A 14,418-nucleotide genomic window follows, 5' to 3' on the forward strand; every position below is an offset into this window, starting at 1 on the left:
TTTATTTGGAGCACTTTGATCATGAAATTCACCATTTCTCTTTGCATCTCGTCATTCTTGCTTGCTACGGCGTTGCCAGCCTCGGCTGAAACCAAAATCGTTTCATGGAACGTCTCCCCGCAGCTGTTGGAAAGCGTACGGGCTCGTCAGAAGGACATGAGCGACCTGAACGTCGCACTTGAGCCAGACGTGCTCATCCTGCTTGAGGTCGCGGGGCTCGAAGAGGCAAAAGTACTGGCAGACGGCCTCAATTGGCCCAACTACTATTTGGCTGTGACCGATTGGGCCAAGATGCGAAACAACGTGTCTTTCGCGTTAGAAGCCGCGGTCATCAGCAAACTGCCAATCGAAAAGGTAATCGAATACGATCCAAAACCGGATGGTACGCACCCGGTGATTGACCAGACCGGCGCTGAAGTCTCGGTTCCAGTATCTGAAGTCGAAGTCGATGCCGCTGGCATCCCAGGCATTAACCAGTTGAGCGGCTTTGACCGGGTATCAATGCGCGTCGACCTGAGCAACGGTTTGTCTGTGTTTCCGGTTCACCTGAAATCCAGCCGCAATTCAACGTGTTACCTTGCAAGCGATATCAACAAAAACCTGAGAAGACTTGGGCTTCCAGAAAGTCCCAACGTTCCTGGTATGTTGGAAAACGGTTTCGCAGCGGCGACCAAGGAAACCGTTAGCAGCGCCATGAAGCGGGAACGCGTGATCGCTGCAGTCAAGCTGGAAGCTGATAAGGCAGTCGCCGAGGGCAGAGACGTTCTGATCGCCGGAGACTTCAATACCTCGTTTGAACCAGGCAAGGTTGGTTCGTCATTCGACGATTGCACCCTCCAGGACTTCTCCTGCGAAAAGGCCCCCTTTCCCGCCGATGCGTGCTCGGATGGTGACGGCTTCGATGACACCTTTGCCATTCTGTCTGAAAGCCTCGTTGGCAAAGGAAAGTGGACCATCCTCACAGAGAGCCTCGGCAGCACATACGACGACAAAGCTTTTGCCGATCGCGCTATTGATCACATGGCCATACCTGTCGGTCACGAAGCGAAATTCGAACGCCTAGGAAAGGGATCAGACACTTATGGCTCTGACCATTTTCCGATTTTTGTGACGCACCGCTAAATTGGAGGGCTCTATGCTACTGATTTCGTTTAACGAGCAGACAGAAGAAAGAGTAATTGGCCCCAACGGATCAACCGACGGCACAGTTCAAATAAAACGGACACCAATCGATAGTGATCGGGAATCATCTCATGCGGCATGGAAAGGTATTATTCGCTCTGCCTCTGCGTATGAACACGAAATATTAAAAAACAAGCAAACTTCCGAGAGTAGTGTTAGATTTTCTGACGGCGGAAACATAACAGATATATATGAGAGTTTTAATTTTTACTTTGCTGGTGGGGCCACTGCCGCTTGGGCGTTTTTTAAAGAAGCGCGACCTCTTATCGAAATTTGGCTCAAGAACCGTAACAGTCGGGGAATATCTGTTGAGACGGAAATTGACGGGCAAAAATACACTTTTTTTGCTGCAGACGCTAAGGAAGTTGAAGAAAAGATAAGAGAGTTAAAAGAAATTTCTAAGCGAAAGGCGGAATGACCTTATCATCTAATTGGCTACAATCTTCCAAGTCGCTTTCGCAACTGAATGTGCCGAACATTGGACCGGATTCGCATAACGCGCAATATGGAAAATTTTGAAATAAAACAATTAGAGAATGTCTCAAAACAGGCTTTTGGCTTCAGTGCTCGCTGTGACCAAACCTTGCTGTGAATTTGACATACCCAATGACGTTTAATTCTTCCAAAATCTGCGTAAGTTGATCCGTTGTTCTAACACAGGTACTAAAGAAATTTCGGTAACAGCTCTCATTCACTGCTCCTGGAATTCCTGATCCAATGCATGCAGCCACCCCACTTAAATGACAACTCTTAGCGGTATCTTTGGCAACTCGCTTCGCCTTTTCACTATCATATCTATAAACTTCTGGATCAGCTTCTAACTCAACGTATCCTTCGATGTGTATTCTTTTCGTTACCGGGGTTTGAACGCATTCCCCAATACATATACTCGTATCCACGTTTTTCGTTTTAGTTCCGCCAGTCCACGCACCGCCACCATGCTCTCTAATTTTGATCCTATCTTGAGCTTTCTTCTTTTCTTCCGCTAGTCGTTTCTCCAATTCTTTAGGATATTTCTCGAATAGCCTTTGCTCTAGCGTTGGTTTAAAAAGAAGATTTTGCATATCCTTGGCCATAACATTCGAAATCAAAATTTCACATAAAGTAAAAATCACAAAAAGAATAGTAAATATAGATTTTACAGAGACCAAACGGCACATCACCTAAACCCCACTAACAACTACACATTCATTAGAATATTTAGAAGATATACAAATAGTATACATGTGGCCTTTGGATATTCAACGTTAAATTGAACTTCGCCTTCCTCCATTGCAAGTTAGAATGACGAAAGCGCGTTTGTCATCGCCAATGCGAATAAATCGATGTTTTGAACTCGATTTCCGCCAGTCTCGAAAAACCTGAAAACTCTCAAATAGAGTTACATCTAATTGAAGGAGCGGGGACCGCTTAATTCTACCCGCCTCTCCAGAATCGCATAATGTGTCATATGGAACAGATTCGTGCAGCTATGTCTTTTTACTTAGGAGCTTTCGCATTTTGTCCGAAAACAGACTTTTGGCTGCTTTGGTTTCCGCGATTTGACTCGCCAAGTATATTAGCGCTTCCCTTACAGTCTCAGCGTGGATGAGACAATCTTCGTCGCTTTGAGCATGAAGCCCTTCGCTGAGAGAAGTATGAAGAATTCCCAACGGATTCATTCCTTCAATCTGAAGCGAAGTAGGGAGTAAGTCTTTCACAAGGGCAATTTTTTCAGATGTCTGTCGAGTGCTGCTAATCTTCTCGTAGGCTTTGTCGAAAAGAGTTCGTTCTCCTTCGGGAATTAATTCTCCAACGTCCTTAATTAGTGCATCGATTATTTCCTCTGTGATACGTCGATAGTAAGCAAAGGCTCCGATGCCGTATCCTTGTGACTCGCAGATGAGTCCTCGAGAAAGATAATGTTTGTGATCACCAAGCATTTTTTCAATGCGTCGGTCACCTTTAATTTCCCAAGCAGGGAATTGACCTATTTTCATTATCCAGTCGAAATCATCTGAGACCTTTAGGAAGAACTCACGCTTATCTTTACCACATCCGGTGCATTTGTATCGGCAACGAAGATTGTATTTCAATGTGTCCTCATTAGAAACGCGCGATGCATAATAGTATTCATTTTCCATCAAATATGTTTGGACCGAACCGCACAACTCACAATGAAAATTGATACTTGGCTTACGGATAAGATCCATGGTTTCGGGGATTTTTGTACGAAACACTTTGTATAGAGGGTATTCCTCCAAAAATTGTTTGTCTGGCAAGCCAATCACCGCTGTCTTATTGGAACTCGGATAGGGAACGAGATATTATCGCAGTATCTCGCTCGAAAGTTAATTCAACAATTGACGGAATGTAACTTCAAAGACTCAGTCGCAGTTCCCACCTTTGTGGATCGTATATGCGATTTCGCGCGACTACACCGCGAATATTTGCTGTTCCTTGCTAGGTGAGAACTGGTCGATAAAAGTGCGTACAAGTTCCCACCTTGTTTTTGCCCGACGCTTGAATTCAAAAGGCAATTTCGAATGGCTCTCAAATCGCCACCGCGCAAGCCGCACCATTTCCGCCAAATGAACTTGCGCGCCAATTCCCGCATGGCCCCGCGCGTTTCCGCCACAAACCGGCAGACTTCCGCCAAAAACCCCGAGATACCGGATAATCCCAGATAATCCCGTTAACCGCCATCCGTTCTTGCGCGTTACACGAATAGCGTCTGCACAGAATCACTGTGCCTGCGGCAACCCTGATAGGGCAACGAGCCATTGCCGCCTGTCAGGTCATAACCATTGGCATGAGGAAATTGGACGCGACTGCACCGGGTTTGCAGAGGCCCAAGCGTGATTGTTCCGTGGCTATGAGGACGCGTCTCAACCATATCTCTAAAAACACTTTTGCAGAGAGCTGCGGTTCGACTAGATCTACGCTTCTTTTTATCTAATCGGCTGGGAAGTTGTTTACGTGAAACCCTACCAACTAACGTGCCTCGCGCTTGCATTTGGTTTGTCTGCCTGCGCGACAGCAACACGCGGCACCAATGAGACCGTACTGGTTTATGCCTCTCCGGAAGGTGCGCAAATCGCCACCTCCGTCGGCCTGACCTGCAACACCTCGCCCTGCTCGCTTCACGTCTCCCGCAAACAGGAATTCACCGTTACGGTTTCCAAGGCAGGCTACAAGACCCAGACTGTCCAGGTGAACACCAAGGTCGCCCCCGGCGGCGTCGCCGGCATGGCTGGCAACGTTCTGATCGGCGGCGTTATCGGTGTCGGCGTCGACAGCGTGTCAGGAGCCACGCTCGACCACTCGCCCAATCCGGTCCTCGTCGAGCTTGTGCCGAACAATCCCAGGAACCCGAAAACGCCTAAGGGTGACCTTTCCGAAATCAAGGAAAAGATCGCTGCCAAACAGCGCGCTCAGGAAGAGGCCGTGATGCGGAAGTCGGGTGGAGTCTAGCAAAACCGGGACAAACTGAACGAGCAAGATCTCCAAACCGCGAGATCCTGGATGTCTGAAAAAGTAACGCTTTTTGCCTGGAACTGCATATCCTGACCGGAGGCAGGACAGCATTGCAAATGAATGCGAAATTTTGCGGCTGTCGCGACGCTTCCTGTGGTTAGGCTCGAGAAGAGCTGGCTCCTCTCAAATCAAGCGCATTGCGGTTCCTGCCTGGAACCCGTGATGGATAGAGGCCAGTAATTGGCGTAGCATCTTGTTATGAATGACAAGTCTCGAAATGAAGAAGTGCAAAGGCACTATGCGACGCCCCGCCATCTCGTGACGCGAGGCTCATTTCAGGCGAAGTATGCAACTGTCAGCTGGTTTGGCTGGCTGATTGACCATATGAATTTGCAGACAGCGATGGAAGTCTTGGACGTAGGGAGCGGTCCGGCATGGATTTGGCGTTCACAGTTTGACCGTCTGCCAGACGACCTTCGTCTTTCTCTCATAGACACATCTCAGGGCATGATTGAGGAGGCCTTGGCGAACCTGGCGACGTTGGAGAAGATCGAGGTCGTCAGCGCAAAGGTAGCCGATGCAGTCACCCTCCCACACCCAGATGAAACCTTCGACGCAGTGCTTCTTTTTCACGTCCTTTACCACGTAGATGATCCACGATCCGCGTTACGTGAAGCGAGACGCGTTTTGCGCCCGGGTGGCCAGGTTTTCGTAAGCACAAATGCGTTGGAAAACATGAGCGAACTGCACACCATTGGCGCCGAGGCCTTTGGAGGCAGCCCCGTCGATCCAGGAGCCGCATTGTTCTCGCTTGATGATGCTGCGCAGGTGGTGGGTGACCTCTTCGGCAGTGTACGGCGATTTGATCTTTCGGACACTATGACGTGCACCGATCCGAAAGATGCGGTTACACTCCTACTGTCGATGCCGCCAGGAATCGCGGCGCCTGAGGCTCAGCAGAGGCACCTTGCAGAGCTGATCCGCAAGGAAAGCGATCGCTTGCAAGGCACTTTAAAAACCACGCGTCGAAATGGCCTCATCGTCGGCACCAAGGCCCCATGAAGACGGAATTCGTTCTCGTTAACTGCTAGTCTCTTGCGTTTTCTGCTCCCCCATCCAAGCTGAACCGGCGGTGCCGCGCACACACCGTTGCCGCTTTCGACTTAATCTGATAGCCCGCGCTTTCAACGGTTGCCTGCGCCCGGCGGACCAAGCCTTTGGTTCTGGTCCCGGCCCTTTATGAGACAGTCCAGAACGTGACTTCAGCCCAGTCCTCTCCCGTCATCGCCATCGGTGCGATCCATTACGACACGATCGCCCATGCCAGCGAGCCGATCCGCCCCGAGACATCGACCCCTTCCAGACTGAGTGCGAAGCCGGGCGGCGTTGCCACGAATATAGCCCGTGCGCTGGTGCGTCTTGGTGTGGGCACGCATCTGGTGGGAGCACTCGGGGACGATGGTGCCGCTGACATGCTCTCCCGCCAGCTTCGCCAGGAAGGCCTCGGTCTCCATGTGACGACCCGGGCAGGTTTCGCCACGGGCCAGTATCTCGCCCTGCATAATCCGGCCGGTGATCTGGCGGCCGCCTGCGTCGATGATCGTGTTCTGTCCGAAGCCCCGGAAGACCTTTTTGATGTCATCGTCGAAAACCTTGCGGCGAGCGCACCGCAGGAGACGATCTGGTTTCTGGATGCAAACCTCCCCGCCGCGATGCTGGCCCGGCTGACGGGCCTTGCCCGGCCCGGCCGGCTTATTGCCAATGCCGTGTCGGATGCCAAGGCCATCCGTCTGCGTGCCGTCCTTGGCGAGCTGGACTGCCTGATGCTGAACCGCGGCGAAGCAGCCACGCTCACGGGTCTGTCGCGTGATGCGACGTCCGAAGACCTGGCCGCTGCCTTGATGCAAAGCGGCCTTAAGAGTTTTGTCCTGACCAGCGCCGCCACGGACGTGCTTGTGCTGGAAGGAGGAATGCTCCACCGCTTTGCTCCGCTTCAGACAAAAATTGTCGATGTCACCGGTGCTGGCGATGCCTTGACGGCGGGCACCGTCGCCGCCCTTTCAAAAGGCTACGGTCTGAAAGAAGCCGTTCCGTTTGGTCTGGCAGCTGCCGCCCTGACCTTGCGCTGCACCGGCGCGCTCGCCGATGAACTCAGCTGGGATGCCCTCGCCAACTTTTGACCATATGGACAAATTGCAATCTTGGCGCGCTTCGGTCTTGCGCCTATAAGACCCGCAGAATTGACCCGGCTGAAAGCCGCCGGACGAAAAAACAGAAAGGCACACGCCGTGACCACCCCGACACCGTCCTCCGCCATTAAGGATCTGATCGTCTACAGCGATGAAGTGCGCGAGGCTCTTGCGAACGGCAAGCCGGTCGTTGCGCTGGAATCGACCATCATCACCCACGGCATGCCCTTCCCGAAGAACGTCGAGACGGCCCGTGACGTGGAAGCCGATATCCGCGCGGAAGGCGCTGTTCCGGCGACCATCGCACTGATGGACGGCAAGATCATGGTTGGCCTTTCCGACGCGGATCTCGACCGTCTGGCCCAGGCCAGCGACGTGATGAAGTGTTCGCGTGCCGACCTCACCTTCGCCCTTGCCACCGGGCGCTACGGCGCGACCACCGTCGCCGCCACCATGATGGCGGCCCATGCCGCCGGCCTGAAGGTGTTCGCCACCGGCGGCATCGGTGGCGTTCACAAGGGCGCTGAAGAAAGCTTCGACATTTCCGCGGATCTGGATGAGCTTGGCCGCACGCCGGTCTGCGTGGTGTCCGCGGGCGCCAAGGCGCTGCTCGATATTCCCAAGACGCTGGAAGTGCTGGAAACCAAGGGTGTGCCGGTCATTGCTTTCGGCACGGAAGAACTGCCGGCGTTCTGGTCGCGGGCAAGCGGCCTCAAGGCGCCCTACTCCCTGAATTCGGCGGCTGAAATCGGCGCGCTTTTGAAGATGCGGTCCCGCTTTCCGGACCACGGCGGTGTGCTGATCGCCAATCCGGTGCCGGAAGCCGCCCAGATCCCGCGGGACGAGATGACCGGCTACATCGATGCCGCCATCGCGGACGCGTCGGCCAAGGGCATTCGCGGCAAGGAGGTAACCCCCTTCGTGCTGGGCGCCATACTGGAACTGACCGGTGGCCGCAGCCTCGACACCAACATTGCCCTGGTGCGCAACAATGCCCGCCTGGCCGCACGCATTGCGGTCGAACTCGTCTGACCACGGATTGAACGAAGGAACGTCCGGGCTTTCAACTGGGACTATCCAGAAGCCCGGACAGGACGCCCTAACCAGACGTCAGGACGGCTTGTCCTCTTCAGGTTGAACGACGGGAGCCGCCTGCCGGCGCTCCAGCGCCTCGGCCAACCGGTCAATATCCTTGATATGCAGGTCGCGCTGCGGGAACGGGATCTCGATACCCGCTTTGCCAAGTTCGTTATAAACCTCGAAATAGAGGTCCGACATGGTGATCATCACATTGCCGATGTCTTTCAGAAAGCACCGCAGTTCGAAGTTCAGCGAGCTGTCGCCCAGCCCCATGAAAAGCACCTGCGGCGTCGGATAACGCGCGATGGTGTTGTTTGCCCTAGCTGCATCGAACAGGATCGACTTCACCTTTTCCAGATCGCTGCCATAGGCAACACCAACCGGCAGGATGAGACGTCCGGACTTGTTCGTCAGCGTCATGTTGGTGACCCTTCCGGCAATCAGATCCGAATTCGGAACGATCACGTCGTGACGGTCGAAGGTTTCTATGCGGGTGGAGCGGACGGAGATCTTGCGCACATAGCCCGATTGACCGGACACCTCGATCCAGTCCCCTTCCTTGATCGGCCGTTCGATCAGAAGGATGATGCCTGAGACGAAGTTGGAGACGATGGTCTGAAGACCAAAACCGATACCGACCGACAATGCACCGGCGACCACCGCAAGGCTGGACAGGTTCAAGCCTGCCGTCGAAACCGCGATCAGCGCTGCCAGCGTAAGCCCGGCATAGCCTGTACCCGTCACCAAGGCGTTCTGCGCGCCGATATCCATGCTCGTTTGGGGCAGGACGGTGGTTTTGAGCAGGTTCTTCAGCCAGCGCGTCACCATGACGCCCAAGCCGAAAATGGTGACAAGCACGAGGAAGGAATCCAGCGACAGGTGAATGTTGCCCAGTTGCACCCCGTTTGTCAGCAATTGCCAGGCGCTGACGATATCCGTGGGACGCGCGCCCCATGTCATCGCGATCAATGGGGCGAAGATCATTGTCAGCACACAGATGAGGCCGAAGGAAACCAGGATGGGGACAGACTCGTCCTCGCGCTTGCCGAGCGCCGCTTTCACGACGACAAGCACAAGATGATAGATCAAGAACCCGAAGCCGAGCTGGGCAACGGTCATGATCACCGGCAGGATGGCAACCCGGGCGAGCTGCACATAACCGAGCAGTGTCACGCAGACGGCCAGAACCGCCGACGCCTTCATCAAGAGAGACAAGAACAGCAGAAAGCCCGAGTCCTGCGGCTTCACCGAGCCTTCCTCGGGTTGTTCCGCGGACGGCTCGCTTTCCGGCTCATCGCTTTCGGCAGCATCTTTGGAGCGGATGATGCCGGCCAGACCCCACAGCATGATAGCGGCAACGGCGATGGGCGTAGCCGAGAGAACTGAAATGGCCGCCAGATCGAAGGCATTGTCCAGTTCGAAGGCCTCGACTGCCACTTCCAGCGCCATGAAGACGCCGAGACCCTGACAGAGACGCAATCCTATCTTTGCTTCCCTGTCGCCCAGATCCAGCAGGCGCCAACGGCTCTGGCCCGGCGCGAACAGCGTGTGCCCGAGCCAGTTCGCGATGATCATGACCAGCGCCATGACGGGTATCGCGATCACCGCCGTGCGAACCGAATTGGGATAAATATCCAGAACCGGGAAGACCGCAATCAGCGCCACAGCCCCGATTGTCGGCAGCACGATGAAACTGGCGTTGTAGATCAGCGCCAGCACCAATGCCTTGACGCCGGTTGCCGGCCTTTCGCAATAGCGCTTCAGCGCGCGGGAAATGGGATGCTGCAGAAAGCTCAGAAACAGGATGCCGAAAAGCGTCAGGCCGAGCGCAACTGGCACCTTTTCGTCAAGTTCCTGGGAAATGCTGGGGCGCGTAAGCTCGTTTCGCACGTCCCGCTCCAAGCGCTTTAAAAACTCATAGATTTCCTCGAACCCGGTCTTCCAGGTCGAGGGCGCCAGCGGTGACGGATACCTGTCGAACAGCTTGTCGAGCTGCCTTGCCCACTGTTGCCGGTCCACCTCCCGAATGTAGAACACAGCCTCATCGTAGTTTTCCGAAGCCCGGCGGATAGGCGTGTTGGCGACCGCAAACGCATTGCGCAGCTCCTTGCGCCGCTCCGCGATGACATCGGCTTCCTTCTCACCGTCGGCGGGCGGCGGACCAAGACTGTCGAGCTGCGCTTTAAGAGCGCTGGCACGAATACTGCCGCGGGAAACAATGCGCGCATTCTCATCCCGCACGGTGACCAGTTGAGACCGCAGCTGGTCAAGCGTTCTTGGCGAAATACTGCGACCTTCAAGTGCGGTCGTTGCACGGCTGAAAAGGTCGTCGACGTCCGCTTGCGGCATCGCCTTGGCGTTGCTGTCATCACTCTGCGCCACGGCCGGAGCCGCTGTCTGGGCCCTGGACGAGGCCGCAAACGGGCCACCCGTGACACCAGCGACAAAAACCGCAATCAGAAGAATGCTCTTGAGAAATTTCATGAAGGCGCCAACAAACTTGCTACGGACTGAAAGACGAGACGGCGACAGGCGCTTGCCTGTCGACTCACTGCCATGACCTTATGTGCGAATTTCGGCAGATAATGCACCATCAAAACACATTTGTCGCAAAACCGGTCTAAGCAAAGGGGGATGGCAGTTTTTGCAAGCTGCCCGGCTTTGGCCTGAAATGCGTGGCAAGCCGTTGACAGAGCGGCGCAAGCCTGCCCTAACATGCAAAATTATGACGTTAACAGGACGCAGCGGCAAGAGACCCTAAACCGGGCCGCGTCCTTGAAGGAGGTCACACATGACAGACGCGGCAAGCCCTCAAACCCCGCAGACTGAAACGGCTCCGGCTGGCAGCTTTTCACCGCTTCAGTATCTGGACCGCGCCCTGTCGACGCTTCGGGATATCGGCATCACACCGGAAAGCGAGCAGGATGCCCCGATCAATGCCCTGCTGGAGCAGATCACGGATCTCTCGCCGGACAAGGTGCTGATCATCACCCGCACGCTGGCCCAGGCCTCCAATTTCAACGAGGTTGTCCGTTCGCAGGTTCAGCAGATGGATATCGGTGAACGCTATGAGCAGATCACCGAAGCGTTCAATTCCATCCGCGACGATGCCAAGGCCCTGGTCGACCAGTTGGCCGACGGCAAGATCTCCTTCACCGAGAACCTGTCCAACAAGTGGCGCGATTTCCGCCGCGGGACGATATCCGACCGCTTCGACGATATTCGCGGCACCTACAAGGATGTCGCCAGGGCAACAAAAGATCAGATCGAGCGGGAACAGACCATTCTGGAAGCCTATCGGGACTTCCGGGGCGCCCTGAAGCAGGCGGAAGTGACCGCGCTTGAACTTCTGAACATCGCGACCGGAAAGCTGGACGCCGCAAAGGCTTCGCTTGAAAGCGCATCGGGCGATGTCGAAGCCTACACCGGCGGCGATCCGGCGCAAAAGGCGCGCCTGGAACTGGCACGCGACGAAAAACTGCGTGAAATGCAGGACGAGGAAAAGCGCTATCAGATCGCCAAGGATCTCTCCGACAACCTGACCATCGGTTACAACACCTCCGAAGTCATCATGGCGCGTCTGGTGCAGACCACCAATGCCAAGGAACGTGTCTACGCCCAGTCAGTCAGCTTCTTCTCCACCAACGAATCCGTTCTGACGGCGCTCAACGCCTCCTTCACCGGCCTGCAAGGTCTGCATGAAAGCACGGAAACTCTGAACGCCATGAAGGATGGCATCAACAAGAGCCTGGAAACGCTTGCGGACATCGGCGACGAAGTGCAGAAGAAGGCGCTTGAGGCGGGGTATGGTCCCACCGTCGCCGCAGCTTCGGTGAAGAAACTGGTCGACTCCGTCGTCAACTTCCAGATCCAGTCGCGCGAAATCATCGACGAGATGCGTGAGATGTCGACGAAGAACTCCGAGGAAATCCGCACAGCCGTGGAAGATGGCAAGCGGCGGCTCGCCAAGCTGACCGCCCAGGGCAAGACCTTTTGATCACACGATAATCCGGCAGGCCGGACCCTCCGGCCCGCCCCGTTTCAAGAAGACATTCATTCATGGCAAGCAATTCCGACGCCCCGCTTGATGATCTGATGATGGCGATGGACGTGGTCGACACGCTGCGTCATGAAGAAGGCCAGGTGGCCCGCGAGCTGAAAAGCGACGAACGCGATGCTGCCATGGTGGAGCGGCTGCGGCAGGTCTACGCCTCGCAGGGCATCGATGTTCCGGACCACATCCTGAAGGCCGGCGTCGAGGATCTGAAGCGCGATCGCTTTGTCTATTCACCGCCCTCCGCCGGGTTCCAGCGAACTCTGGCGATGATCTATATTTCGCGCAGCACCTGGTCGAAATGGCTGGCGGCGGCCTTGGCGATCATCATCGTCTGCTTTGCCGCGTGGTACTTCATCGTCAAGTTGCCCGCGCAGCGTGCGGAGGCAGATTTGCAGGCAAGGCTCCAGGCGCTGCCGGCAACCTACTCCGAACTGGTCAAACGTATCGACACCCTGACCGAAAACACCGAAGTCGAAGCCACCGCCGAGCGTTTGGCCACCGACGGCAACCTTGCCCTGTCGGACGGCAACAACGAGGCAGCCTTCAAGGCAGAGGCAGACTTGCGCGATCTGGCTGGGCGTCTGCAGGAAGTGTTCGAAGTTCGCATCATCTCCCGTGAAGGCGAGCCGACGGGCGTATCCCGCATTCCTGAATCCAATCCCGACACCGAAAACTATTACATCGTGGTGGAGGCCGTGGACCCGGACGGCAAGATCCTGGATCGCAAGATCGTGTCGGAGGAAAGCAGCGAGGCCGAACTGGTCGACAAGTGGGGCCAGCGCGTTTCGGACACCATCTATAACGCCGTTCGCCGCGACAAGATGGAAGACGGCATTGTGCAGAAAGGCGTGCTCGGGCAAAAGCGGCGGGGCGAGCTGGACATCAAGTGGCGCACCGGCGTTCAGGACGGAGCAATTACAAAATGGTAGCTCGTAGGATTGCACCGCCTCAACGGGAGGCATCGGCATGCTGACAGGACGCCAGACGCTAGGCACGATCGAGCAGTCACTCGCCGATCTGCGCCGGGAAGAAGCCGAGCTGAGCAAACGGATCGAACGTTCGACAAGAGCGCTGACGGACCTGCAGGAACGCCAGAGCGAAGCCTACCGTGATCTTGCCCGGTTCCGTCTCGACACCGACAGTGCCGGAACCCTCAACACACGCCTCGACAGCGCAGCACGGGAAGCTCGTAAACTTCTCGACAAGCGTACTGCCGATTACAAGGTCCTGACCGAGCAGCTGCGCCAGTGTGAAAGCGACCGCAGCCAGCTGCAGAAAAAGCGGGTTGAGCTGGACACCGCGCGTGACGCGGCCGAAAACCAGATGGACGAGTTGATGGAGGCCGTCGACGGCCGCCTGGAAGGCGATGCCGCTTACCAGGCGCAGCGTGAACGGACAGAAGCAGCCATTGCCACTGCCGAGGCTGCTGCTGCCAAGGCGGCGACCTCCGAAAAGGACCGTAAGGAAAAAGGCAAGGCCTATGAGGCCGATCCCCTGTTCATGTATTTGTGGCAGCGGGGTTTCGGAACACCCGCCTATGCCCATCGCGGTCTTGTGCGCTCGCTTGACCGTTGGGTCGCCGGCCTTGTCGGCTTCAACGACGCACGTGCCAACTTCGCCATGCTGACCAGCATTCCGGAACGGATGGCCCGACATGCGGAGCGCTGTGCGGAAATCGCCCGGGAAGAACAGGACAAACTCGCCGAATTCAGCCGCAACGCCATGACGGATGCGGCCGGAACAGACCTCGTCGGTACCATTGAAACGCTCAGCGCGGACATCGAGCGTATCGACAACGAACTCGACACTCTGGACCGGCGAATAGAGACACTTTCCTCCGCCCTTGCCGAGTTCTCCAGCGGGGAAGACGCCGATTTTCAGAAGGCGGAAGAGCATCTGTCCGTTTCGCTGCAGTCGGACGATCTGAACGACTTGTGGCGCGCAGCGCTCGACACCCCCTCTCCCGAGGACGAAAAAATCGTACAGCGGATCGAGGATTTGAGGGAACGCGTTGAGCAGGTCGCCCGCGAAATCCGTCAGGACCGGGAGCTGCAGCGCGATATTGGTCGACGCAGGGGGGAACTCGCGGAGGTCATCAAGCGTTTCCGTTCCAATAACTATGGCAGCTGGGGGTCGACGTTCTCTGACGAGAAGCTGACCACCGTCCTTCTGGGCGAGTTGGTCAAGGGGGCGATCACAGGTGCTGAATACTGGGCGCGTGCCGAACGTTCGCACAAACGCCGCAAACCGAAGGGGCGCCAAGTTGCGTTCCCGAACGGTTCGGGCCTTCCCAAGTCCATGGGAGGTTTTGGCGGCGGGTTCGGCGGCGGTTCGGGCAAAAGGTCCGGCAACAGCGGCAGCTTCGGCGGTGGCGGATTTAAAAGCGGCGGCAGTTTTGGTGGTAGCGGCTTCAAGACTGGCGATACATTCTGACCTCAGACGAGGAAAACTTCG

Annotated in this window: 12 protein-coding genes; 9 read left to right on the plus strand and 3 right to left on the minus strand. The window is 55.8% G+C overall.

Going from position 1 to position 14,418, the window contains the following annotated elements; translation table 11 throughout:
• The first annotated feature begins 21 nt into the window (after nt 1-21).
• Entirely contained in the window at nt 22-1,122 is a 1,101-nt protein-coding gene (locus tag AC2A6O_RS13235; RefSeq protein ID WP_498927657.1) for a hypothetical protein, read from the plus strand.
• A gap of 13 nt (nt 1,123-1,135) precedes the next feature.
• Complete coding sequence (locus AC2A6O_RS13240; protein WP_498927659.1) at nt 1,136-1,600, plus strand: hypothetical protein; 465 nt, start codon at nt 1,136-1,138, stop codon at nt 1,598-1,600.
• Between the two features lie 142 nt (nt 1,601-1,742).
• Here AC2A6O_RS13240 and AC2A6O_RS13245 read toward each other — a convergent pair whose 3' ends face one another.
• Nucleotides 1,743-2,342, minus strand: coding sequence for a hypothetical protein (locus tag AC2A6O_RS13245; RefSeq protein WP_498927661.1), 600 nt, complete (start codon nt 2,340-2,342; stop codon nt 1,743-1,745).
• Between the two features lie 309 nt (nt 2,343-2,651).
• The gene (locus AC2A6O_RS13250) at nt 2,652-3,443 is read right to left on the minus strand and encodes a hypothetical protein (protein ID WP_498927663.1); all 792 of its coding nucleotides are present in this window, start codon (nt 3,441-3,443) and stop codon (nt 2,652-2,654) included.
• Nucleotides 3,444-4,140: 697 nt separating this feature from the next.
• Here AC2A6O_RS13250 and AC2A6O_RS13255 point away from each other — a divergent pair.
• The 4 genes from AC2A6O_RS13255 to AC2A6O_RS13270 all read left to right on the plus strand — a co-directional run bounded on the left by AC2A6O_RS13255 (nt 4,141) and on the right by AC2A6O_RS13270 (nt 7,859).
• On the plus strand, nt 4,141-4,635 hold the full coding sequence (locus AC2A6O_RS13255; protein ID WP_498927665.1) for a translation initiation factor 2: 495 nt from the start codon (nt 4,141-4,143) through the stop codon (nt 4,633-4,635).
• Between the two features lie 261 nt (nt 4,636-4,896).
• Nucleotides 4,897-5,700 (plus strand): class I SAM-dependent methyltransferase, encoded by an 804-nt coding sequence (locus AC2A6O_RS13260; protein ID WP_148586309.1) that lies wholly within the window; start codon nt 4,897-4,899, stop codon nt 5,698-5,700.
• Between the two features lie 155 nt (nt 5,701-5,855).
• Entirely contained in the window at nt 5,856-6,818 is a 963-nt protein-coding gene (locus AC2A6O_RS13265) for a carbohydrate kinase family protein (RefSeq protein ID WP_498927667.1), read from the plus strand.
• A gap of 108 nt (nt 6,819-6,926) precedes the next feature.
• On the plus strand, nt 6,927-7,859 hold the full coding sequence (locus AC2A6O_RS13270) for a pseudouridine-5'-phosphate glycosidase (protein ID WP_498927669.1): 933 nt from the start codon (nt 6,927-6,929) through the stop codon (nt 7,857-7,859).
• Nucleotides 7,860-7,937: 78 nt separating this feature from the next.
• Here the strand turns inward: AC2A6O_RS13270 and AC2A6O_RS13275 are convergent, their stop codons facing one another.
• On the minus strand, nt 7,938-10,391 hold the full coding sequence (locus tag AC2A6O_RS13275; RefSeq protein WP_498927671.1) for a DUF3772 domain-containing protein: 2,454 nt from the start codon (nt 10,389-10,391) through the stop codon (nt 7,938-7,940).
• A gap of 307 nt (nt 10,392-10,698) precedes the next feature.
• Here AC2A6O_RS13275 and AC2A6O_RS13280 point away from each other — a divergent pair, with 307 nt between their 5' ends.
• From AC2A6O_RS13280 to AC2A6O_RS13290, 3 genes are all read left to right on the plus strand, one after another.
• Entirely contained in the window at nt 10,699-11,904 is a 1,206-nt protein-coding gene (locus AC2A6O_RS13280) for a cell surface protein (RefSeq protein WP_148586306.1), read from the plus strand.
• 62 nt (nt 11,905-11,966) lie between these two features.
• Nucleotides 11,967-12,893 carry a DUF6384 family protein gene (locus tag AC2A6O_RS13285; protein ID WP_498927674.1) on the plus strand — a complete coding sequence of 309 codons (927 nt, stop codon included), beginning with the start codon at nt 11,967-11,969 and terminating at the stop codon, nt 12,891-12,893.
• A 37-nt stretch (nt 12,894-12,930) separates the two neighbouring features.
• A complete protein-coding gene (locus AC2A6O_RS13290) occupies nt 12,931-14,397 on the plus strand; it encodes a hypothetical protein (RefSeq protein WP_498927676.1) in 1,467 nt (488 codons plus the stop codon).
• Nucleotides 14,398-14,418 lie beyond the last annotated feature (21 nt).

The organism is Labrenzia sp. ATLA3 (assembly GCF_057180185.1).

Bases quoted from the DNA above. Each gene is read 5' to 3' on its own strand.
- AC2A6O_RS13235 (WP_498927657.1), top strand. From the start codon at position 22: ATGAAATTCACCATTTCTCTTTGCATCTCGTCATTCTTGCTTGCTACG.
- AC2A6O_RS13240 (WP_498927659.1), top strand. From the start codon at position 1,136: ATGCTACTGATTTCGTTTAACGAGCAGACAGAAGAAAGAGTAATTGGC.
- AC2A6O_RS13245 (WP_498927661.1), bottom strand. From the start codon at position 2,342: ATGTGCCGTTTGGTCTCTGTAAAATCTATATTTACTATTCTTTTTGTG.
- AC2A6O_RS13260 (WP_148586309.1), top strand. From the start codon at position 4,897: ATGAATGACAAGTCTCGAAATGAAGAAGTGCAAAGGCACTATGCGACG.
- AC2A6O_RS13275 (WP_498927671.1), bottom strand. From the start codon at position 10,391: ATGAAATTTCTCAAGAGCATTCTTCTGATTGCGGTTTTTGTCGCTGGT.
- AC2A6O_RS13280 (WP_148586306.1), top strand. From the start codon at position 10,699: ATGACAGACGCGGCAAGCCCTCAAACCCCGCAGACTGAAACGGCTCCG.
- AC2A6O_RS13285 (WP_498927674.1), top strand. From the start codon at position 11,967: ATGGCAAGCAATTCCGACGCCCCGCTTGATGATCTGATGATGGCGATG.
- AC2A6O_RS13290 (WP_498927676.1), top strand. From the start codon at position 12,931: ATGCTGACAGGACGCCAGACGCTAGGCACGATCGAGCAGTCACTCGCC.